This window comes from Acidovorax sp. GW821-FHT10A04 (assembly GCF_059415825.1).
The window spans coordinates 59461-78062 of record NZ_JBWKNZ010000006.1; the positions used below are offsets into that span (position 1 = coordinate 59461).

Sequence of the window (18602 nt, forward strand, 5' to 3'; positions counted from 1 at the left end):
TTATTTAAATTCAGCATTTAAAAGGCAGCCCCCATGACCCTCAACTGGAAGACCGTCGCCGCCGGTTCCTTGCTCGCCTTGGGCGTCCTGCATATCGCGATGGGCTTGGTAAGGTTCAAGCAGCCGTTTCTGGCCGCCCTGTCCGACGGCCTGCTGGACGCATTCAAGACCGACGACAGCCGTCGCCTCGCGTTCTGGTTCACCCTGCTTGGGCCGGTGCTGATACTGTGCGGCCACCTCGCGCTGCGGGCCGCCGCCAACGGGGACGTGCACACCCTGGGACTGATCGGCCTGTACCTGCTGGTTGCCGCGTTGGTGGGTATCGCGGCCTTCCCTGCCTCGCCCCTGTGGGCCTTGCTCGTGGTTGCGGGGGTGTTGTTCGCGACGGGGCGTGGTTGGCTGGCGTGAGTGCCATGCCGTGGCAGTCTCCCGCACAGGAGGCCGCTGCGCACTGACCCCCTGGCTTCAGCCCTGTAGCGGAAACGGTGGGTTTCAATCGACGCCTTGCCGCCCGACACTGGCCAGCAGGTCACCCAATGCGCGCTTGACGGCACCGAGTTCGCCCGCGCCGATCAACCCCGCCCACTGCCCCTCGATGCGGCTGCCGGCCGCCATGGCCAGCGGGCGGATCTGCCGGCCCCGCGCGGTGAGAAACACCAGGCGCGAGCGCTTGTCGCTGGGGCTGGGGCGGCGTTCCACGTAGCCGAGTTTTTCGAGCTCGTCCACCGTCTGCGCCATGGACTGCTTGCGCACGCGCGCCAGCAGCGTGAGCTCGCTCACGGGCATGCCCTCGGGCGGGACGAAGGTGAACACGCTGGCATGCGCCGCGCGCACATCGCCAAAGCCGGCCTCGGCCAGGGCTTCGTCCACCGCGCCCGCGAACTGCTGGTGCAGCAGGCGCAGCAGCACGCCCAGGGAGCCGGGTGTGTCAGGGGTGACCGTGGTGGAGGGCGTCGATGGGTTCATGGCGGAATTTGACAGGCGCCTGTCTATTTCAATAAACTAGACAGGTACCTTACCATTTTTGAGAAATGCCCCATGCCCACCATTTCCGTTCTCGATTCGCACCTGCACTATGAGGACACTGGAGCCCCAGGCACCGGCCCCACCTGGGTGTTCCTGCACGGCAACCCCGTGTCCTCGCACCTGTGGCGCAAAGTGCTGCCAGGTGTCCAAAGGCTGGGCCGCTGCCTGGCGCCGGACCTGATCGGCATGGGCCAGTCGGGCAAGCCGGACATGGCCTATGGCTACGACGACCATGCGCGCTACCTCGCTGCCTGGTTCGATGCGATGGACCTGCAGGACGTGGTGCTGGTGGGCATCGACTGGGGTGCGTCGCTCGCCTTCGACTGGGCACGCCGGCATGCGCACCGGGTGCGCGGCATCACCTTCATGGAGACCATCGTCAAGCCCATAGGCTGGGCCGACTTTCCTGCGGCGGCGCGGCCGCGCTTCGAGGCGTTTCGCACGCCGGGCCTGGGCGAGCAGTTGGCCCTCGCGCAGAACCAGTTCCTCGCCGGCTCGCTCACGGCCACGGTGCTCACGCCGCTGTCTGCCGCCGACCGCGCGGTGTACGAGGCGCCCTACCCCACACCCGCCAGCCGGCGCCCGCTGCTGGCCTGGCCGCGCGCCATGCCCATCGAAGGCTCGCCCGCCGACGTGGTGGCACGGGTCGAGGCATATGGCGATTGGCTGGCAAGCTCGCATGCCGTACCGAAGCTGCTGCTCACCTTCACGGGCTCGCCCACGCTGATGATCGGCCCGGCCATGGAGGCCTGGTGCCGCGAGAACATCGCCCGCCTCACGGTGCAGGCCTGCGGCGACGCCGGCCACCTGGCACCCGAGGACCAGCCCGTGCGCATTGCCGATGCGCTGCGGGCCTGGGCGGACACCGCCCTGCTGCCTGCTGCTATTGCTTCTGGATCCCGGCCTGCTGGATCACATCGGACCAGCGCTTGATCTCGCGTGCAAAAAAGTCGGCCTGCGCCTGGGGCGTGCCGCCGCTGGCCTGCACACCGAGCTGCAACAGCCGCGCCTTGACATCGGGCGCGTTGAGCGCGGCATTGGTGTCTCTGTTCAGCCGCGCAATGATGTCGGGCGGCGTGCCCGCCGGCGCGGCAAAGGCGTTCCACGAGGCCACGTTGAACTGCGGCGCACCGCTCTCGGCCACGGTGGGCACCTGGGGCAGCGCGGGCGAGCGCTTCTCGCCCATCACGGCCAGGGCATGCAGCGTGTTGCCCGAGATCTGCGCCAGCACCGGCGCCAGGATCTCCACGCCCGCGTCCACCTGCTCACCATGCAGGGCGCTGACCACGGCCGAGGTGCTGTTGAACGGGACGATGGTCACGTCGAGGCCCAGGCTGCGCTTGAACAGCTCGGCCGCCAGGTGCTGCGTGCTGCCGATGTTGATGGTGCCGATGTTAAGCTTGCCGGGGTTGGCCTTGGCATAGGCCAGCAGCGAGGCGATGTCCTTGAAGCGCGACTTGGCGCCGGTGATGAGGGCGATGTCGAAGGTGCCCAGCATGGACACCGGCGTGAAGCTCTTGACCGGGTCGAACGGCAGGCTCTTGAACAGGCCCGCGCTCACCGCGTTGCCGTTGGACATGAGCAGCAGCGTGCGGCCATCGGGCGCCGCCTTGGCCACCGTGTCGGCCGCGACGATGCCACCCGCGCCGGGTTTGTTGTCCACCACGATGCTCTGGCCCGTGGCCTCGGTCATCTTCTGGGCCACGGTGCGCGCCGTGAGATCGGCCACGCCGCCGGGGCCGAAGGGCACGACCAGGCGGATGGGGCGCTTGTCGGCGGGCTGTGCCGATACGCCCGTGCAGGCGGCGGTGACCAACAGCAGCAACAGGGCCCGGCGCCCAGGGTTCAAAGGAAAAGTCATGCTTTGTACTATGACAAAAACGGGATTGTGCTGCCACAAGGCCCAGGCACTGAGAGCTATGCCCCATCGGCATAGGTACCCGGGCCGTAGGGGGGACACCCTGGTGGGCGATACCATTGGGGTGTTCCGATCTCCGAACCTGCCTCTTTCCATGAAAAACGCCACCGAATTCGCCCCCGGCCTCGTCGTCCAGGGCATAGACGCCCCGCTGTCCCTGTCGAGCTACAAGCTCATCGCCTTCGACATGGACTCCACCCTGATCAACATCGAGTGCGTGGACGAAATCGCCGACGCCGCCGGCCGCAAGGCCGAGGTGGCCGCCATCACCGAAGCGGCCATGCAGGGCATCATCACCGACTACAAGGAAAGCCTGCGCCAGCGCGTGGCCCTGCTCAAGGGCGTGACCGTGGCCCACATGGAGCAGGTGTTCAGCGAGCGCCTGCGCTTCAACCCCGGCGCCAAGGAGCTGGTCAGCGCGGCCAAGGCCGCAGGCCTGACCACGCTGCTGGTCTCGGGCGGCTTCACCTTCTTTGCCGACCGCGTGAAGGCCGGCCTCGGGATCGACTTCGCCCGCTCCAACATGCTCGAAGTGGAGAACGGCCTGCTCACCGGCCGCATGGTGGACCAGGCATGGGGCGATATCTGCGACGGTGCCGAAAAGCGCCGCACGCTGCTCGAAGTGGCCTCGCTCATGGGCATTGCGCCGTCGCAGGCGATTGCCGTGGGCGACGGTGCCAACGACCTGCCCATGATGGGCGCGGCCGGCCTCTCGGTGGCCTACCACGCCAAGCCCACGGTGCGCGCCCAGGCCAAGGTGGCGATCAATGAAGGCGGCCTCGACAGGCTGCTGGAAGTATTGCGCTGAACCCCTCCGCCCTGCCCCGCCGCGCCTGGCAGTCCCTGCGCCGGGACTGGCGCCAGCACCTGGGCACGCTGCTGCTGGCCCTGCTGGTGGTGGCCGGCGTCGATGCCTGGCGCACGCGCGACCTCCCTTCGGGTCCGGCGCCCGATGCCGCCATCACCCTGGCCGATGGCAGCAGCACCACACTCTCCGAATGGCGCGCCCGGCACCCCGGTCGGGCCGTGGCCCTGCATTTCTGGGCCGAGTGGTGCGCCATCTGCAAGCTCGAAGAACCCACGGTGGCCAGCCTCTCGGCCGATTGGCCGGTGCTGGGCATTGCCATGCAATCCGGCCCCGCCGCGCGCGTGGCCCAGGTGCAGCGCCAGCGCGGCATGCCCTGGCCCACGGCCGTGGACCCGCAGGCCGAGTTGTCGCGCGCCTGGGGCGTGCGCAGCGTGCCGGCCCTGGTGGTGGTGGATGCGCGCGGCGATGTGCGCTTTGCGACCAGCGGCTACACCCCGGCCTGGGGCATGCGCTGGCGGCTGTGGTGGGCGCAGGCGGTGCCGAGCCTGCGTACTTTGGTGGGCTGACCGGCACTCGTACGGATTTGCCTTGGATCGCATAGCCAGGCAGGAGCCGCAGACAGTGCCGTAGCACGGCAAAGCGAACCAACTATCGCTTACGGTGAAGGCAATCCGTATCAGAAATTCATTGCGCTGCGCGCCACCCACGACGCATGAAACTGGCGCGAACCAGGCCAGTGCCGCCGTACAAGGGCCGCCCCGCCGCACTGGGGGCGTCCCCCTCCCGACTCGCGCAGCGAGTCGAGAGAGGGGCTGAGGGCCGCGGCTCCAAGCCTGCCTGCGCAGGCTTGGACGTGCCCGAAGAGCCGCCGCCTCTGGCGGGGGCACCGAGGCGCGAAGCGACTCAGGGGGTGCTTCACTTCACACCGGGTCGGCCATCTGCCGGGCCTCCTCCTGCACCCATTCCATGAAGGCCAGTTGCCCCGGCGTGGCCGGGCGGTCCTTGTCGGTGCACAGGAAATAGCCGCGCGCGGTCGAGACCGGCAGGTCGAAGGGGATCACCAGCTCACCGCTGTGCAGCTCGCGCTCGATCAGGCAGGGCTGGGTGATGGCGATGCCCACCCCCTCCTTGGCCGCGAAGATCAGGTTCATGCTCAGGTCATAGCCGGGCCCCAGCTTCAGCTCGCGCTGCAGGCCGGCAGCGTTGGCCCAGCGCGCCCAGTTGTCGGGAAAATTGGTGTGGTGCAGCAGCACCTCGCGCGCCAGGTCGGCCGGGCGTTTGAGGCGCGTTGCGACCTGCGGCGCGCACACGGGAATGATGTCGCGCCCCAAGAGGTAGGTGGCCTGCAGGCGCACAGGCCAGCGGCGGCGTGGGCGCTTCACGTCGATCCACACATCCACGTCGTCGCGGCTGAAATCCTCGTCATGCCGAAACTGCCGCATCTCGATATCGAGGCCCGGGTGGCGCGCCTGGAAGCGCGGCAGGCGCGGCAGCAGCCACTTGGTGCCCAGCGTGGGGATGACCGACAGCCGCAGCGTGCCCGGCGCGCGCGGCGCCACGAACAGCGCCGTGGCCGATTCGAGCGCCATCACGTGCCGCTCGGTCAACTGGCGCAGCTGGCGCCCGCGCTCGCTGAGCAGCACGCCCTGTGGCGAGCGCTCGAACAACCGGCAGTCGCCCAGGTGCTGCTCCAGCCGCTGCACGGCGCGGCTCACCGCGGCCTGCGTGACGCACAGGTCCTCGGCCGCCTGGCGAAAACTGCCCAGCCGGCACACGGCCAGGAAGGCATGGAGTTCGACCAGCGAGGGGGAGCGCAGTTTCATGGATGAAGAACGGGAGGGTGATGACATTGTGTCATCACGAACCACGATTTTGTCGTTTGATGCGCGGGCAGGCAATGCCTAGCATTCGCCCATTCCTACCCCACCCCCCACCACCTTTCACCATCCGCCACCACCATGACCATCGACCGCCGCCAGTTCCTCACCTCCACCGCCGCCGGCCTGGCACTGCCATCCTTCGCGGCCGATGCGCCCTACCCCACACGGCCCATCAGCCTGGTGGTGCCCTTCACGCCCGGCGGCTCGGTCGATGTCTCGGGCCGGCTCATCGCCGACCGGCTGGCGCGCAGCCTGGGCCAGCCGGTGGTGGTCGACAACCGCGGCGGCGCGGGCGGCGCCATCGGCTCGGCCTATGTGGCCAAGGCCGCACCCGACGGCTACACGCTGATCGTGACCTCGCAGAGCACCCACGTGGTCAACCCTGCGATGAACCCCAAGCTGCCCTACGACGCGGTCAAGGACTTCGCGCCCATCACCCTCATCAGCCGCCTGGCCAATGTGCTGGTGATCCATGCGGGCCTGCCGATCAGGAGCTTCGACGAGCTGGTGAAGTACGCGCGCGCCAACCCCACGGCGCTCAACTACGCCAGCGCGGGCACGGGCTCGGTGTCGCACCTGAGCATGGAGCTGCTCAAGAACCAGGCCAAATTCCCCATGACCCACATCCCCTACCGCGGCGCGGGCGTGGCGCTCAACGACCTGCTCAGCGGCCAGATCCAGCTGACGTGGAACAACCTCTCGTCCAACCTGTCCAACATCCTGAACGGCAAGCTGCGCGCCCTGGCGGTGGCCGCACCCGCGCGCGTGCCGCAACTGCCCGACGTGCCGACCTTTGCCGAGCTCAAGCTGCCCGACCTGAACCTCACCTCGTGGAACGGCCTGGCCGCGCCTGCGGGCACGCCCGATGCCATCGTGCAGAAGCTCTACGCGGCCACGCGCAAGATCGTGACCGACCCGGCCAACCAGGCCGTGTGGGTGGACAAGGGCATGATGGTGCCCCAGGACATCACCCCGGGCGCCTACCGCAAGGAGATCGTGGAGCGCATCGCCTTCTACCAGCGCATCGCCCGGGACAACAAGATCGAGCTGGACTCCAATTGATGATGATGACGACGACGAACCTGCTGCCCGCACTCACCCGCATCGACGACCTGGCCCCCCAGCACGACGAGCTGGCCGGCTGGCGCCGCCACATCCACCAGTACCCGGAACTGGCCTTTGCCGAGCACGGCACGGCCGATTTCGTGGCCGGCAAGCTGCAGCAATGGGGCTACGAGGTCACGCGCGGCATCGGCCAGACAGGCCTGGTGGCACAGCTGCGCGTGGGCAGCGGCCGCCGGCGCCTGGGCCTGCGCGCCGACATGGACGCCCTGCCGATCCAGGAGGAGACCGGCCTGCCCTATGCCAGCAGCGTGCCCGGCTGCATGCACGCCTGCGGGCACGACGGCCACACCGCCATGCTGCTGGGCGCAGCGCGGCACCTGGCGGCCACGCGGCGCTTTTCCGGCACCTTGAACCTGGTCTTCCAGCCAGCGGAGGAGCGCGGCTTCGACAGCGGCGCCAAGGCCATGGTGGCCGATGGGCTGTTCGAGCGTTTTCCCTGCGACATGGTGTTCGCCATGCACAACCACCCGGGCGCACCGCAGGGCCACTTCCTCATGCGGCCCGGCGCCTTTCTGGCGGCCGGGGACCGGGTGTTCATCACCATCACCGGCGTGGGCGGCCATGCCGCGCGGCCGCACCTGGCGGTGGACCCGCTGGTGGCGGCCGCCGCCACGGTGATGGCGCTGCAGACCGTGGTCTCGCGCAACGTGGACCCGAATGAATCGGCCGTGGTCACCGTGGGCCGCCTGCGCTCGGGCGATGCCCTCAACGTGATCCCGGGCGAGGCCGAGATCGGCGTCAGCGTGCGCTCCTTCAGCGCCGCCGTGCGCGCCCTGCTCAAGGAACGCATCACCGCCCTGGTGCACGCTACGGCCGAAGGCTATGGCGCGAAGGCCGAGATCCGCTATATCGAAGGCTACCCCGTGCTGGAGAACGATGCCGCCGCCGTGGCCCTGGCCGGCGAAGTGGCCACCGAACTGGTGGGCAGCGAGCGGGTGGAGCGCGACTTCACGCGCATGATGGGCAGCGAAGATTTCGCCTACATGCTGCAGGCCTGCCCCGGCGCGTTGGTGCGCATCGGCAACGGGCCATCGGAGGGCGGGCGCGGGCTGCACAACCCCAGGTACGACTTCCACGACGGCAACCTGCCGGTGGGGGCCGCCTTCTGGAGCCGGCTGGCCGAACGCTTTCTGGCCTGAACCAGCAGCGCCGCGCCTCAGGCGAGGCCCTGCTCCGCCACGCGTTTCATGGCCTCGTCCATGGCCACCGTCAGCGCCAGCGCCGACTCCTTGTTCGCCGTGGCGTCGGGCGGCAGCACGATGGGCGGCCCGAAGGTGATGCGGATGCGCGGGCGGGTGAAGAAGTGGCTGGCACGGATCTCACCCGGCCCGTCGTAGTGCGCGGGCACGATCTGCCCCTTGGCGCGCAGCGCAATGGTGGCCGCTCCGCGCTTGGCCTCGGGGTTCTCGGCATTGCGCGTGCCGCCCGGGAAGATCAGCACCAGCTGGCCTTGGTTGACCAGCGAGACCACGTGGCGGATGGTGGCCGTCGAGGGGCTGCCCCGGTCCACCGGAAAGCCACCGCCCGAGCCCACGAACCAGGCGCCCAGCCTGGTCTCGAACAGCTCCTTCTTGGCCATCTGGTGCAGCTTGCGCGGCAGCGCGGCATAGCCCACCCACAACGGGTCCGACCAGCCCACATGGTTGCAGACCACGATCTTGCCGCCCGGGGTATCCAGGTGCTCAGCGCCCGTCACCGTGACCCGGGCCACCCGGGACATCATGACCCGCAGGATGCGAACGAAGAGGTTGGGCTTTTGCAGCGCAGGGGATGCAGAGGCGGTGGAAGACGAAGAAGAGGAAGAGGGTGTGGCGTTGGTCATCAACAAGGGCGGCGGTCGGGAAGGCGCATGGGCGGCGGCGGTTTGCGGACCACCTGCCACCAGAATGATAAGCCCGTGTGACAGTCCACCCCGCCAGAATCCCTTAACGGCCCGTGCCAAGTGCAACGCAATGTGGCGCGGAGCGGGTGCAGCCCCTTACCGCGCCCAGGGATTGCTGCCTCTATCCATCGGCGGGGTTGCTGTTTTGGTGGTGTGCTTTGATTGAGGGCGGAGGCCGGGATATGCGCCCGGCGGCGCACCTTCTTTCTTTTGCGTCGCCAAAAGAAAGAAGGCAAAGAAAAGGCGACCCCGCTGCCCGTGTCCCCCTCGCACTGCGTACGAGGGGGCAGCCTGCGATGCTCGAAGCTGGGGTGCGCCTCGGAACTCGCTGCGTTCTTCGAACTCCGCTCAGACATCTGCGGCGAGTCAGATGACGAAGCGCGTGTGTCCTTCGGCACACGCGCCACCCCAGCTTCTGCGCTTCTCGGCACGGTCAGAAGGGGGTGGAGACCAACACGGGCCATTGCTTCGCTCGGCCCGTTGTGCCGTCGCTGCGCTCGGCCTGGGCAGAGCCACCGCGCCCCCCATGTCGGCAGCGCACAGCGCGAACCGACCCAAGGCGCAGCTGCGAAGCAGCAGCCGTCTTTGTCCCCGCTCCCCACCCCTGCTGGCTGCGCCGAGAAGCGCAGGAGCTGGGGTGGGTGCGTGTGCCGCAGGACACACGCACTTCGTGAACTAGCTTGCCGCAGCTGTTTGAGCGGAGTTCGCAGAACGCAGCGAGTTCTGCGGCACCACCCCAGATCCGAGCATCGCAGGCTGCCCCCGTTCGCCCGTCAGGGCGTACGGGGGACGCAGACTGGGGGTCGCCTTCTCTTTGGTGACTTTCTCTTGGCGACTCAAGAGAAAGTTACTGCGCCGCCGGGCGCACATCCCGGCCCCCGCCCGCAATCCAACAACAGCAGCTACCACAACCAACAACAACAACAACAACTGGCGCATTTCTTCAAGACACCACCACATCGCCCACAAGAAACTGCGCCCACACGCACAGCCAAACACCGGAGCCAAACCATGCACCTCACCATCAACGGACAAACCCACCCAGTCCCCACTGGCTGGGGACAAGAACCCCTCCTATGGATCCTGCGCGAAACCGCCGGCCTCGTCGGCACCCGCTTCGGCTGCGGCGTAGGCCTGTGCGGCGCCTGCACGGTGCTCGTGGATGGCGAGGCCGCGCGCGCCTGCCTGCTCACGGTAGAAGCCCTGCAAGGCCGCTCCATCACCACCATCGAAGGCCTGGCCAGTGCAGACGGCAAACTGCACCCCGTGCAGCAGGCCTGGGTGGCGCACAAGGTACCCCAGTGCGGCTACTGCCAGAGCGGCCAGATCATGGGTGCCGTGGCGCTGCTGCGCGCCACGCCCCGGCCCGATGACGCGCAGATCGACGCGGCCATGGCCGGCCACCTGTGCCGCTGCGGCACACAGTGGCGCATACGGGCCGCCATCCACCAGGCAGCCCACCAAAGCGGGGGAGCGCCAGCATGATGATGAAGCGCCGCCACCTGCTGGCCGGCGCGGGGCTGGCCAGCATCACCGTGGTCTTCAGCGCCGGCTGCTCGCTAGTGCCCGTGATCCCCAAGCGCCCCACCCCGACCACCGAAAACGCCCAGGGCTGGATACGCCACGATGCCGATGGCCGCTACACCCTGTGGATGCCCTGCACCGAGATGGGCCAGCAGATCAGCACCGCGCTGCAGGCCCTGGCCGCGGCCGAGCTGGGCGTGGCGCCCCAGGCCGTGCAACTGCGCCTGCCCGGCACCGGCGACATCGCGCGCGTGCGCGCCACCGTGGGCAGCGCCAGCGTGCAGGACTTTGCCCTGCCCCTGGCCCAAGCCTGCGCCACCCTGCGCGAGGCACTGGCCAGCGGCGTTGCCACTGCGGCAGGCAACAGCACCCTGCCAGCCCAGCCGCTGCCGGCCAGCGCGCTGCGCAGCTTCCAGGCGCTGGCGGCACGGCCCATGGAGCAGCAGGCAGCGCCCGGGCAACTGCACGCCATCGTCACCGGCCAGCCGCTGTTCGCAGGCGACACGCGCCTGCCCGGCATGCTCTATGGCCGCGTGCTGCGCGCGCCGGTGTCGGCCGAGCTGGACGCACGCCCCGGCGCGATGGACGAGGCCGCAGCGCGCGCCGACCCGGCCTGCATCGCCGTGGTGCGCAGCCCGCTGCTGCTGCAGATGAACAGCCTGGGCGTGGGCATCGTGGCGCGCAGCCCGTCGGCGCTGGACCGCATCGAGGCCGCGCTGGCCGTGCAGTGGCAGGTCGATGAAGGCGGTGGCTTCGAGGCAGAAGCCATTGCCACACGCATCGACATCGACCGGCACCTGGCGCGGGGCGCCCTGCGCCAGGTGCCGCGCGGCGACACCATGCCCGAGGGCGAGGCCTGGAGCATCGACCTGCGCATGGACATCCCCCTGGCAGCGCACGCGCCCATCGAGCCGCGCAGCGCCACCGCGGCCTGGAGCCCCCAGGCACAGAAGAACGAACCCGTGCTGCGCGTCTGGGCCGGCACGCAGGACCTGTTCTATGTGCGCGACGTGCTGGCGCGCCATCTGGCGCTCGATGCCGAGCGCATCGAGGTGCAGGCCTGCCGCGTGGGCGGCGGCTTTGGCGGGCGCACGCTGTGCACGGTGGAGCTCGAGGCGGCCGTGCTCGCCCAGGCCGTGGGTGCGCCTGTCAAGGTGCACTGGAGCCGCGCGCAGGAGTTTGCCCAGGGCTTCCAGCGCCCGCCGTCGAGCCACCGGGTGCGGGCGCGCGTGCGCCAGGGCCGTGTCACGCACTGGTGGCATGCGTTCGCCAGCAGCCACATCCTCTTCACCCCCGCGGCCATGCCGCCGTGGATGCAGGCCCTGGCCGACTTCGCGGGCGACAGCGGCGTGGCACGCGGCTCGCAGCTGGCCTATGCCGTGCCGCAGCAGCGCACCGAGTTCACGGCCCAGCGCCTGCCGGTGCACACCGGCCCCTGGCGCGGCCTGGGCGCGGGCCCCAACACCCTGGTGGTGGAAAGCGCCATGGACGAATGCGCGCGCCAGGCCCGCGCCGACCCGCTGGCCTGGCGCCTGGCCCACACCACAGACAAGCGCCTGGCCGCCGCCTTCGAGCGCGTGGCGCGCGAGGCGCATTGGAAAAACCGCCCCACCAGCGACGCCACCACCTTGCGCGGGCGCGGTATCGCGGGCGGTATCTACAAGGGCGTGAGCTATGCCGCCGCCGTGGCCGACGTGGCGGTGGACCGCGCCAGCGGCCAGGTGCGCGTGACGGCGATCTGGTGCGCCCACGACTGCGGCCTGGTCCTGCAGCCCGACGGCGTGCGCGCCCAGACCGAGGGCAACCTGGTCTGGTGCCTGGGCATGGTGCTGCACGAGGAGATGCCGGTGGCCGCATCGCGCGTGGCCGCCGCCACCTTTGCCGACTATGCGCTGCCGCGCATGGGCGATGTACCGCCGCTGCATGTGCATTTGGTCGAGAGCGGCGCACCGCCCACCGGCGCGGGCGAGACCGCCATGGTGGCCGGCGCGGGCGCCATTGCCAACGCGCTGCGCGACGCCACGGGCCACCGCTTCACGCGCTTTCCGGTGCGCAGCACCGACGTCTTGCAGGCGTTGAAGGGCTGAGGCCTTCACAATGCCCGGCATGCAGGACGACGAGCACAACGATTTCGCCAGCGCCGCCATGGTCCGCCTGCTGGTGCGCGCCATGGCCGCGCAGGGCCTGGCGCTGCCGGCCGGCCTGCCCGCGCCCGCCGCCCTGGCCGGCAGCCATGTGCCGCTGGACTGCAAGCGCAGCGTGGTGCAGGCCGTGCTGGCGCAAGGCGGCCCGGCGCTGCTGCTGAACCTGGCGCGCCAGGTGCACTGGCTGCAGGGCGACCCCGTGCACCGGGCCCTGCTCGGCGCGGGCGACATCCCCGGCCTGCTGGCCCGCTGGCAGCGGCTGGAGCGCTACGTGCATTCGGGCCACCAGGTGAGCCTTCTGTCGCAGGACCCGGGCCGCATCGGCCTGCACCACCATGCACGCCCCGGCAAAGGGGGTGCACCGCTGCCGCCCGAGAGCCTGGCTGTGCTGGGTGTGCTGCTGGGCAGTTGCGAGGCATTGGGCACCGCAGGCCTGGCCGTCCAGCTGGGCCTGGGCGATGGCAGCCCCGCACTGCCGCTGGCCGCCGGCCCCGAACAGGCGGCCCTGTTGGCCATCGCCATGGCCCGGGGCCAGGCCAGCCACTGGACCTTGCACTGGCAACCCGCCGCCGAGAGCCATGTGCCACCCACCCCGGCAGGCGCGAACCCGCAGGCCGCGCTGTGCGACGCCCTGCCCTGGCCGCCGCTGGCGCACCAGATCGCGCGCCGTGTGCTGCACGATCCGGCGGGCGAGCACCCGGTGCACGCACTGGCCCGGTCGCAGGGCCAGGCCAGCCGCACCCTGCAACGCCACCTGGCCGCGCACGGCCTGAGCTGCCGCAGCATCGCCACCGAGGCCCGCACCCGGGCCGCCGCGCAGTGGCTGCTGGACACGCCCCATGGCATCGCCGAGATCGGTTTTGCCTGCGGCTTTGCCGACCAGCCCCACTTCACGCGCGAGTTCGCGCGCCAGGTGGGCATGACGCCGGCACGCTACCGGCAAGCGTTTGGAGCGGTATAGCAGCCACCCGACCCGTACCAACCCACCCATGCGAAAAGTGGATGGCATGAGATAAGCAACAGGCATCGCTGGCGGGGATTTTTCCTCCTCTAATAGGCCGTATTCCCAAAGCGAAAAGCCATGACGCCATGTTGATAGCGCATACACCACCGGACATCTACGCCCCCATCGGGCCCTATGCCCAGGCCATCGAGGCGACCGCAGCCAAGCGCCTGCTGTTCATCAGCGGCACCATGGGCCTGGAGCCGGACGGCAGCCTGGCCAAGACCTTCGAAGCCCAGGCCAACCGGGTGTGGGCCAACATCGATGCCACCCTGGCGGCGGCAGGCATGGGTCGCAGGAACCTGGCCAAGCTGACCATCTGGCTGGCGAACCACGACGACTGGCGCCTGGGCGCCGAGATCCGCCAAAGGTACCTGGGTGTGCACAAGGTGGCGATGTCGGTGGTTCAGGTAGGCCTGGTGCACCCGGACTGGTTGATCGAAGTCGACGCCATCGCGGTGGAGTGAGCCATGCAGACATTCGAACTCAATGGCCGCCCCGTGGAACTGGACCTGCCGCAGGACATGCCCTTGCTGTGGGCCCTGCGGGACGTGGTGGGCCTCACCGGCACCAAGTTTGGTTGCGGCCTGGCGCTGTGCGGCGCCTGCACGGTGCACCTCGATGGCGTGGCTGTGCGCTCCTGCCAGACGCCGGTGTCTGCAGCAGCGGGCAAGCGGGTCACCACCATCGAGGCGATCGGCGACACGCCCACGGGCCGCAAGGTGCAGAAGGCGTGGCTCGATGAGGCCGTGGTCCAGTGCGGATACTGCCAGTCGGGGCAGATCATGTCGGCCTGCGCACTGCTGAACCAGACACCAAAGCCCAACGACGAAGAGATCGACGCAGCGATGTCCGGCAACATCTGCCGCTGCGGCACCTACTCGCGCATCCGCGTGGCCATCCATCGCGCGGCGGGTACAGACGCCAAGGCAGGGGTCAAGGCATGATCAGCGCACTGTTTCCCACCAGGCAATCGCACGGCGTTGCCGTGGACCACGGCCAGGCAGACACCGATGCCCCCGCGCCCAAGCTATCGCGCCGGGTGTTCCTGGCAGCGGGCAGCGCCTTGGCGATCGGCGTCGCCGTGCGCGAGGGCCTGGGCCCGCTGGCGCATGCCGCACCAGGGCCATCGTCGTTCGAGCCCAACGCCTTCATCCGGATCGGCACCGATGACACCATCACCCTGACCATGGCCCGTGTCGAGATGGGCCAGGGCATCTACACCGCACTGGCCATGCTCATCGCCGAAGAGCTGGAAGTCCCGCTGGCCAGCGTCGAGCTGGCCCATGCCCCGCCCGACGCGGCGCGCTACGGCAACCCCCGGGCGGGTGGCGCACAGATCACCGGTGGCTCGAACTCCATCATGGGCGCCTGGGAACCCATGCGCACCGCCGGCGCAACGGCACGCATGATGCTCGTCAGCGCCGCCGCGCAGGAGTGGGGGGTGCCAGCGGCAGAATGCATGGCACATGCCGGCACCGTGCGCCACCCGGCCACCGGCCGCCAGTTGCGCTACGGCCAGCTCACGCAGCGCGCGGCGGGCCTGCCGCTGCCGCAGCAGGTGGTGCTCAAGCCGCCAGCGTCCTTCCGGCTCATCGGCCAACCGGTACCGCGGCTGGACGTGGCCGGCAAGGTCAACGGCTCGGTGGTGTACGGCATCGACGTGCGCCTGCCAGGCATGCGCTTTGCGGCGGTGGCGGCATGCCCGGTGTTCGGGGGCACGCTGGCAAGGGTGGACGAGCAGCCCGCGCTGGCCCTGCCCGGTGTGCGCCAGGTGGTGAGCATCGGCAACGCCGTGGCGGTGGTGGCCGACCACTCGTGGGCCGCCAAACAGGGGCTTGCAGCCCTGAAGATCGAATGGAACGAGGCGGGCGGGGCCGCGGTAACGACCGCGCAACTCCAGAAGGACCTGGAGCGGGGCTTCAGCCGGCAGGACGCCGCGGTGGCGCGCTCAGACGGCGACATCGCGGCGGCCATCCAAAACGCCGTGGCGCAGCATGAGGCGGTCTACCATTCGCCCTTCCTGGCGCACGCGGCCATGGAGCCCGTCAACTGCACCGTGGACCTGAAGGCCGACGGCTGCGACGTGTGGGTGGGCACGCAGGCCCCAACGCGGGCCCGGGATGCCGCAGCGCGCGGGTCGGGCCTGCCGCCAGAAAAGATCCGCATCCACAACCACCTGATCGGCGGTGGCTTTGGCCGCCGGCTCGAGGCCGACTACGTGGAGCAGTCCGTCGCCCTGGCCCGCAACGTCAAAGGACCCGTGCAGTTCATCTGGTCGCGGGAGGAAGACATCCAGCACGACATCCTGCGCCCCATGTATGCCGACCGGTTCAGCGCGTCGCTGGACGCCCAGGGCCACCCCACGTCCATCACGCACCGGGTGGTCGGCTCGTCCATCCTGGCCCGCGTGGCACCGGGCGCTGTCCGCAACGGTCTGGACAGCGATGCCGTGGAGGCGGGCCTGGGCCCGTACGCCTGGCCTGCCGCACGGCTCGACTACGTGCGCCACGAGCCGATGCCCGGCCTGACCACCGGCTGGTGGCGCGGCGTGGGCCCGACGCACAACTGTTTCGTCGTGGAGAGCTTCGTCGATGAGCTGGCGGCCCTGGCGAAACAGGACCCTGTGCAATACCGGCTCGCCCTGCTGCCCCAGGGCTCGCGTGCGCGGGCCGTGCTGGAACTGGCAGCACAAAAGGCCGGCTGGACATCGCCGATCAAGCCGGCCGCCACCGATGGTTCCCGCAGGGGCCGCGGCGTCGCCGCGCTGTCTGCGTTCGGCAGCCACCTGGCCCAGGTGGCAGAGGTGACGGTGAACGCCGCCGGCGAGGTCCGCGTGGACCGGGTGGTGTGCGCCGTGGACTGCGGCATGGTTGTCAACCCGGACACGGTGCAGGCGCAGGTGGACGGCGGCATCCAGTTCGGCGTCACCGCTGCGTTGTGGGGCGAGATCACCATCGAGGCGGGCCGGGTTGCGCAGAGCAATTTCCACGACTACCGGTTGCTGCGACTGTCCGAGGCCCCGAAGGTCGAAGTGCACATCCTGCCAAGCCGGGAAGCGCCCGGCGGTATCGGTGAACCCGGCACCTCCGTGGTGATGGCCGCCGTGGCCAACGCCGTCTTTGCGGCGACGGGGCAGCGGGCACGCAGCCTGCCTGTGCGTGTCAGCCCCGCTTGAAACCCAACAGAACCCGGAAATCCATGTCCGCACCCTACTCCGGCAACGGCCGGCGCGCCATTACCCGACTTCTCGCCACAGCAGGTCTCGCACTACTGGTCGCGCACGGCCCCGCGCTTGCCAACCAGGCGCTGGCCAACAGCAAGAACTGCATGGTCTGCCACAGCGTCGACAGGAAACTCGTCGGCCCGTCGTTTCGCGAGATAGCAGGCCGCCACCAGGGCCAGCCCGGTGCCGCAGAGCTCCTGGCCACCAGGATCACCCAGGGCAGCAGCGGAGCCTGGGGCCCTGTGCCCATGCCGTCGCAGCCCCTGGTCCAGGCCCAGGAGGCCAAGGCGCTTGCGCAATGGATTCTGGAACAGCGCTGAGGATTCGCCCGTACAGGCACACCACGGAGCCCCGTTGGGCTAGCATGGGGCGCCTCCACAGCGTCCACCGTCCATCGCATGCGGCCTTGTCCATGAGTGATATTTCCATAGCCGCCTTGCAGGCTTTTCGCGCAGTTGCGCGCTGCGGCAGTTTCACCGCTGCCGCCGATGACCTGAGGTGCGCCCAGTCGGCCGTCAGCCGGCATATCGCCTCACTCGAGAAGCACCTGCGGCAGACCCTGGTGCTGCGGGGCCACCGCCACATCCAGCTGACGGCGGCGGGAGAACTCTATCTGGAAACCGTGACCCGTGCGCTCGACGAGCTCGAGCAGGGGGCGCTGCGGGTGGCCAGGGCATCCGGTGCGCCGCCCACGGTGAAGATACTGGCCATGCCCTCCTTTGCGGCGCGCTGGCTGGTGCCCCGATTGACACGGCTGCACCTGGCCCGCATCGACGTCGAGATCGAGCTGGCCACATCCATCTGGGACGCCGACTTCCGCAAGGAACGCTTTGACCTCGGAATCCACTACGGAGATGGCGCCTGGCCCGGCGCACGGCTGCTGATGCACGACAGTCTGGTTCCCGTGGCATCGCCCAGCCTTCTGGGTGGTACCCCGCTGCGGCAGATCTCGGACCTGGAGCGCTTTGCGTGGCTGCACGACTCCCTGCGCAGCAGCAAATGGCCCCAGTGGCTGGCCGCCTGCCACGGGGAGGGCCTGGCCAGCGCCCGCCACATGAAACTGCAGGACACCGAGACCACATTGACGGCCGCGCAGGCCGGCCTGGGCATTGCGATCGGCCATGCCTGCCTGATCGAGCACGACCTGCGTGAAGGGCGCCTGGTGGAGGCCTGGCCCCGGCACGCGCCGCTGGCTGCTGGCTACCACCTGATCCAGACCCAGCGCAGCGCACGCAACCCAGCGGCCCGTGCACTGGCCGAATGGCTGATGGATCAAACGGCGTCGTTCCGCAGCCCCGTGGCCTCTTGACCGATGCAGCAGCGCAGAAGACCATCCCGCCGTGCGTGTTGCACGCCAGGAGCGCGGTGCTGGGGCTGGATCTGCAGGGTCTCCCCGGGGCAACCCAAGCCGGTAGGATGGTGCCTCCTACCGGCCCCCCCTCCGCATGCACGCTCCGCACCCGCTCTACACCATCGCCTGCCCCCAGGTGGACGCATCTGCCCAGGCATTCATCGACGGCCTTCGGCGCCAGCATGATCCGCAGGTGGACGTGGTGGCGCCGCACTTCACGCTGGTGTTCGGCTGCACGGCCGTGCCCCAGGCGGACTACCTGGCCCATGTGGCAGCCATTGCCCGGCACACGCCGGCCATCCGCTTCCATTGCCGCCACGCCATGCTGCACGCCGGCGGCCCGGATGGAATAGCGCATGTGTTCCTGGTACCTGACGAAGGCCACAGCGCCATTGCCTGGCTGCACGACCGGCTCTACACCGGCGTGCTGGCCCCCCACCTGCGGCTGGAGATTCCTTACGTGCCCCATATCACGGTCGCTTCGACCCGGGATATGGCGGCCGCCAAGGCCCTTTGCGACCGGCTCAACCAGGGCGGTATCGATATCGCCGGCCAGCTGCGCTCGCTGACTGTAGGCCTGCTGCAGGGCAGCCAGCTGCGCACCGTGGGCGAGCACCTGCTGGCAACGCCCGCGTAGCCCTGCCAGCGCAAAGGGCACCCACCCGGGTGCAGACCAGGCGCCCCGCCGGCACGGCCGGATGCCGCAAGGTTTTTC

The 18602-nt window shown here is 69.5% G+C and carries 19 protein-coding genes; 15 read left to right on the forward strand and 4 right to left on the reverse strand.

The features are described from left to right. The first annotated feature begins 33 nt into the window (after positions 1-33). A complete protein-coding gene (locus AC07PF_RS14340; RefSeq protein ID WP_494612325.1) occupies positions 34-408 on the forward strand; it encodes a DUF6463 family protein in 375 nt (124 codons plus the stop codon). An 84-nt stretch (positions 409-492) separates the two neighbouring features. On the opposite strand, the gene AC07PF_RS14345 is transcribed toward AC07PF_RS14340, so the two are convergent. After that, on the reverse strand, positions 493-966 hold the full coding sequence (locus AC07PF_RS14345) for a MarR family winged helix-turn-helix transcriptional regulator (RefSeq protein ID WP_494612326.1): 474 nt from the start codon (positions 964-966) through the stop codon (positions 493-495). 72 nt (positions 967-1038) lie between these two features. On the opposite strand from AC07PF_RS14345, the gene AC07PF_RS14350 reads away from it, so the two are divergent. After that, a complete protein-coding gene (locus tag AC07PF_RS14350; protein WP_494612327.1) occupies positions 1039-1959 on the forward strand; it encodes a haloalkane dehalogenase in 921 nt (306 codons plus the stop codon). On the opposite strand, the gene AC07PF_RS14355 is transcribed toward AC07PF_RS14350, so the two are convergent. Beyond that, the gene (locus tag AC07PF_RS14355; RefSeq protein WP_494612328.1) at positions 1910-2887 is read right to left on the reverse strand and encodes a tripartite tricarboxylate transporter substrate binding protein; all 978 of its coding nucleotides are present in this window, start codon (positions 2885-2887) and stop codon (positions 1910-1912) included. The two genes, AC07PF_RS14350 and AC07PF_RS14355, sit on opposite strands and share 50 nt — an antisense overlap. 151 nt (positions 2888-3038) lie before the next feature. On the opposite strand from AC07PF_RS14355, the gene serB reads away from it, so the two are divergent. After that, positions 3039-3752, forward strand: coding sequence for a phosphoserine phosphatase SerB (gene serB, locus AC07PF_RS14360; protein ID WP_145696282.1), 714 nt, complete (start codon positions 3039-3041; stop codon positions 3750-3752). 89 nt (positions 3753-3841) lie between these two features. Further along, complete coding sequence (locus AC07PF_RS14365; protein WP_494612329.1) at positions 3842-4318, forward strand: redoxin domain-containing protein; 477 nt, start codon at positions 3842-3844, stop codon at positions 4316-4318. 354 nt (positions 4319-4672) lie between these two features. On the opposite strand, the gene AC07PF_RS14370 is transcribed toward AC07PF_RS14365, so the two are convergent. Further along, the gene (locus tag AC07PF_RS14370) at positions 4673-5575 is read right to left on the reverse strand and encodes a LysR substrate-binding domain-containing protein (protein ID WP_494612330.1); all 903 of its coding nucleotides are present in this window, start codon (positions 5573-5575) and stop codon (positions 4673-4675) included. A gap of 135 nt (positions 5576-5710) precedes the next feature. Between AC07PF_RS14370 and AC07PF_RS14375 the strand changes: the two genes are divergently transcribed. Together AC07PF_RS14375 and AC07PF_RS14380 are read left to right on the forward strand one after the other, a co-directional pair. Then, complete coding sequence (locus tag AC07PF_RS14375; RefSeq protein ID WP_494612331.1) at positions 5711-6694, forward strand: Bug family tripartite tricarboxylate transporter substrate binding protein; 984 nt, start codon at positions 5711-5713, stop codon at positions 6692-6694. 5 nt (positions 6695-6699) lie between these two features. Beyond that, a complete protein-coding gene (locus tag AC07PF_RS14380; protein WP_494612332.1) occupies positions 6700-7896 on the forward strand; it encodes a M20 aminoacylase family protein in 1197 nt (398 codons plus the stop codon). Between the two features lie 17 nt (positions 7897-7913). On the opposite strand, the gene AC07PF_RS14385 is transcribed toward AC07PF_RS14380, so the two are convergent. Next, positions 7914-8579 carry a lysophospholipid acyltransferase family protein gene (locus tag AC07PF_RS14385; RefSeq protein ID WP_494612333.1) on the reverse strand — a complete coding sequence of 222 codons (666 nt, stop codon included), beginning with the start codon at positions 8577-8579 and terminating at the stop codon, positions 7914-7916. 1071 nt (positions 8580-9650) lie between these two features. On the opposite strand from AC07PF_RS14385, the gene AC07PF_RS14390 reads away from it, so the two are divergent. The 9 genes from AC07PF_RS14390 to AC07PF_RS14430 all read left to right on the forward strand — a co-directional run bounded on the left by AC07PF_RS14390 (position 9651) and on the right by AC07PF_RS14430 (position 18524). Then, the gene (locus AC07PF_RS14390; RefSeq protein WP_494612334.1) at positions 9651-10124 is read left to right on the forward strand and encodes a (2Fe-2S)-binding protein; all 474 of its coding nucleotides are present in this window, start codon (positions 9651-9653) and stop codon (positions 10122-10124) included. After that, positions 10121-12250 (forward strand): xanthine dehydrogenase family protein molybdopterin-binding subunit, encoded by a 2130-nt coding sequence (locus tag AC07PF_RS14395; RefSeq protein ID WP_494612335.1) that lies wholly within the window; start codon positions 10121-10123, stop codon positions 12248-12250. Before AC07PF_RS14390 ends, AC07PF_RS14395 begins: the two co-directional genes overlap by 4 nt. 10 nt (positions 12251-12260) lie before the next feature. Then, positions 12261-13268 carry a helix-turn-helix transcriptional regulator gene (locus AC07PF_RS14400; RefSeq protein ID WP_007860155.1) on the forward strand — a complete coding sequence of 336 codons (1008 nt, stop codon included), beginning with the start codon at positions 12261-12263 and terminating at the stop codon, positions 13266-13268. A 128-nt stretch (positions 13269-13396) separates the two neighbouring features. Then, a complete protein-coding gene (locus AC07PF_RS14405) occupies positions 13397-13777 on the forward strand; it encodes a RidA family protein (protein ID WP_007860153.1) in 381 nt (126 codons plus the stop codon). Positions 13778-13780: 3 nt separating this feature from the next. Continuing rightward, positions 13781-14257: a (2Fe-2S)-binding protein gene (locus tag AC07PF_RS14410; RefSeq protein WP_494609989.1), complete on the forward strand. Its 477-nt coding sequence runs from the start codon at positions 13781-13783 to the stop codon at positions 14255-14257. Next, positions 14254-16488 carry a xanthine dehydrogenase family protein molybdopterin-binding subunit gene (locus AC07PF_RS14415; RefSeq protein WP_494612336.1) on the forward strand — a complete coding sequence of 745 codons (2235 nt, stop codon included), beginning with the start codon at positions 14254-14256 and terminating at the stop codon, positions 16486-16488. Before AC07PF_RS14410 ends, AC07PF_RS14415 begins: the two co-directional genes overlap by 4 nt. Before the next feature lie 23 nt (positions 16489-16511). Beyond that, positions 16512-16856, forward strand: coding sequence for a c-type cytochrome (locus AC07PF_RS14420; RefSeq protein WP_494612337.1), 345 nt, complete (start codon positions 16512-16514; stop codon positions 16854-16856). Positions 16857-16948: 92 nt separating this feature from the next. Continuing rightward, a complete protein-coding gene (locus AC07PF_RS14425; RefSeq protein WP_494612338.1) occupies positions 16949-17845 on the forward strand; it encodes a LysR substrate-binding domain-containing protein in 897 nt (298 codons plus the stop codon). 136 nt (positions 17846-17981) lie between these two features. Continuing rightward, entirely contained in the window at positions 17982-18524 is a 543-nt protein-coding gene (locus tag AC07PF_RS14430; RefSeq protein ID WP_494612339.1) for a 2'-5' RNA ligase family protein, read from the forward strand. The last annotated feature ends 78 nt before the right edge of the window (positions 18525-18602 follow it).

Bases quoted from the DNA above. Each gene is read 5' to 3' on its own strand.
- AC07PF_RS14340 (WP_494612325.1), top strand. From the start codon at position 34: ATGACCCTCAACTGGAAGACCGTCGCCGCCGGTTCCTTGCTCGCCTTG.
- AC07PF_RS14345 (WP_494612326.1), bottom strand. From the start codon at position 966: ATGAACCCATCGACGCCCTCCACCACGGTCACCCCTGACACACCCGGC.
- AC07PF_RS14350 (WP_494612327.1), top strand. From the start codon at position 1,039: ATGCCCACCATTTCCGTTCTCGATTCGCACCTGCACTATGAGGACACT.
- AC07PF_RS14355 (WP_494612328.1), bottom strand. From the start codon at position 2,887: ATGACTTTTCCTTTGAACCCTGGGCGCCGGGCCCTGTTGCTGCTGTTG.
- serB (WP_145696282.1), top strand. From the start codon at position 3,039: ATGAAAAACGCCACCGAATTCGCCCCCGGCCTCGTCGTCCAGGGCATA.
- AC07PF_RS14370 (WP_494612330.1), bottom strand. From the start codon at position 5,575: ATGAAACTGCGCTCCCCCTCGCTGGTCGAACTCCATGCCTTCCTGGCC.
- AC07PF_RS14375 (WP_494612331.1), top strand. From the start codon at position 5,711: ATGACCATCGACCGCCGCCAGTTCCTCACCTCCACCGCCGCCGGCCTG.
- AC07PF_RS14380 (WP_494612332.1), top strand. From the start codon at position 6,700: ATGACGACGACGAACCTGCTGCCCGCACTCACCCGCATCGACGACCTG.
- AC07PF_RS14385 (WP_494612333.1), bottom strand. From the start codon at position 8,579: ATGACCAACGCCACACCCTCTTCCTCTTCTTCGTCTTCCACCGCCTCT.
- AC07PF_RS14390 (WP_494612334.1), top strand. From the start codon at position 9,651: ATGCACCTCACCATCAACGGACAAACCCACCCAGTCCCCACTGGCTGG.
- AC07PF_RS14395 (WP_494612335.1), top strand. From the start codon at position 10,121: ATGATGATGAAGCGCCGCCACCTGCTGGCCGGCGCGGGGCTGGCCAGC.
- AC07PF_RS14400 (WP_007860155.1), top strand. From the start codon at position 12,261: ATGCCCGGCATGCAGGACGACGAGCACAACGATTTCGCCAGCGCCGCC.
- AC07PF_RS14405 (WP_007860153.1), top strand. From the start codon at position 13,397: ATGTTGATAGCGCATACACCACCGGACATCTACGCCCCCATCGGGCCC.
- AC07PF_RS14410 (WP_494609989.1), top strand. From the start codon at position 13,781: ATGCAGACATTCGAACTCAATGGCCGCCCCGTGGAACTGGACCTGCCG.
- AC07PF_RS14415 (WP_494612336.1), top strand. From the start codon at position 14,254: ATGATCAGCGCACTGTTTCCCACCAGGCAATCGCACGGCGTTGCCGTG.
- AC07PF_RS14420 (WP_494612337.1), top strand. From the start codon at position 16,512: ATGTCCGCACCCTACTCCGGCAACGGCCGGCGCGCCATTACCCGACTT.
- AC07PF_RS14425 (WP_494612338.1), top strand. From the start codon at position 16,949: ATGAGTGATATTTCCATAGCCGCCTTGCAGGCTTTTCGCGCAGTTGCG.
- AC07PF_RS14430 (WP_494612339.1), top strand. From the start codon at position 17,982: ATGCACGCTCCGCACCCGCTCTACACCATCGCCTGCCCCCAGGTGGAC.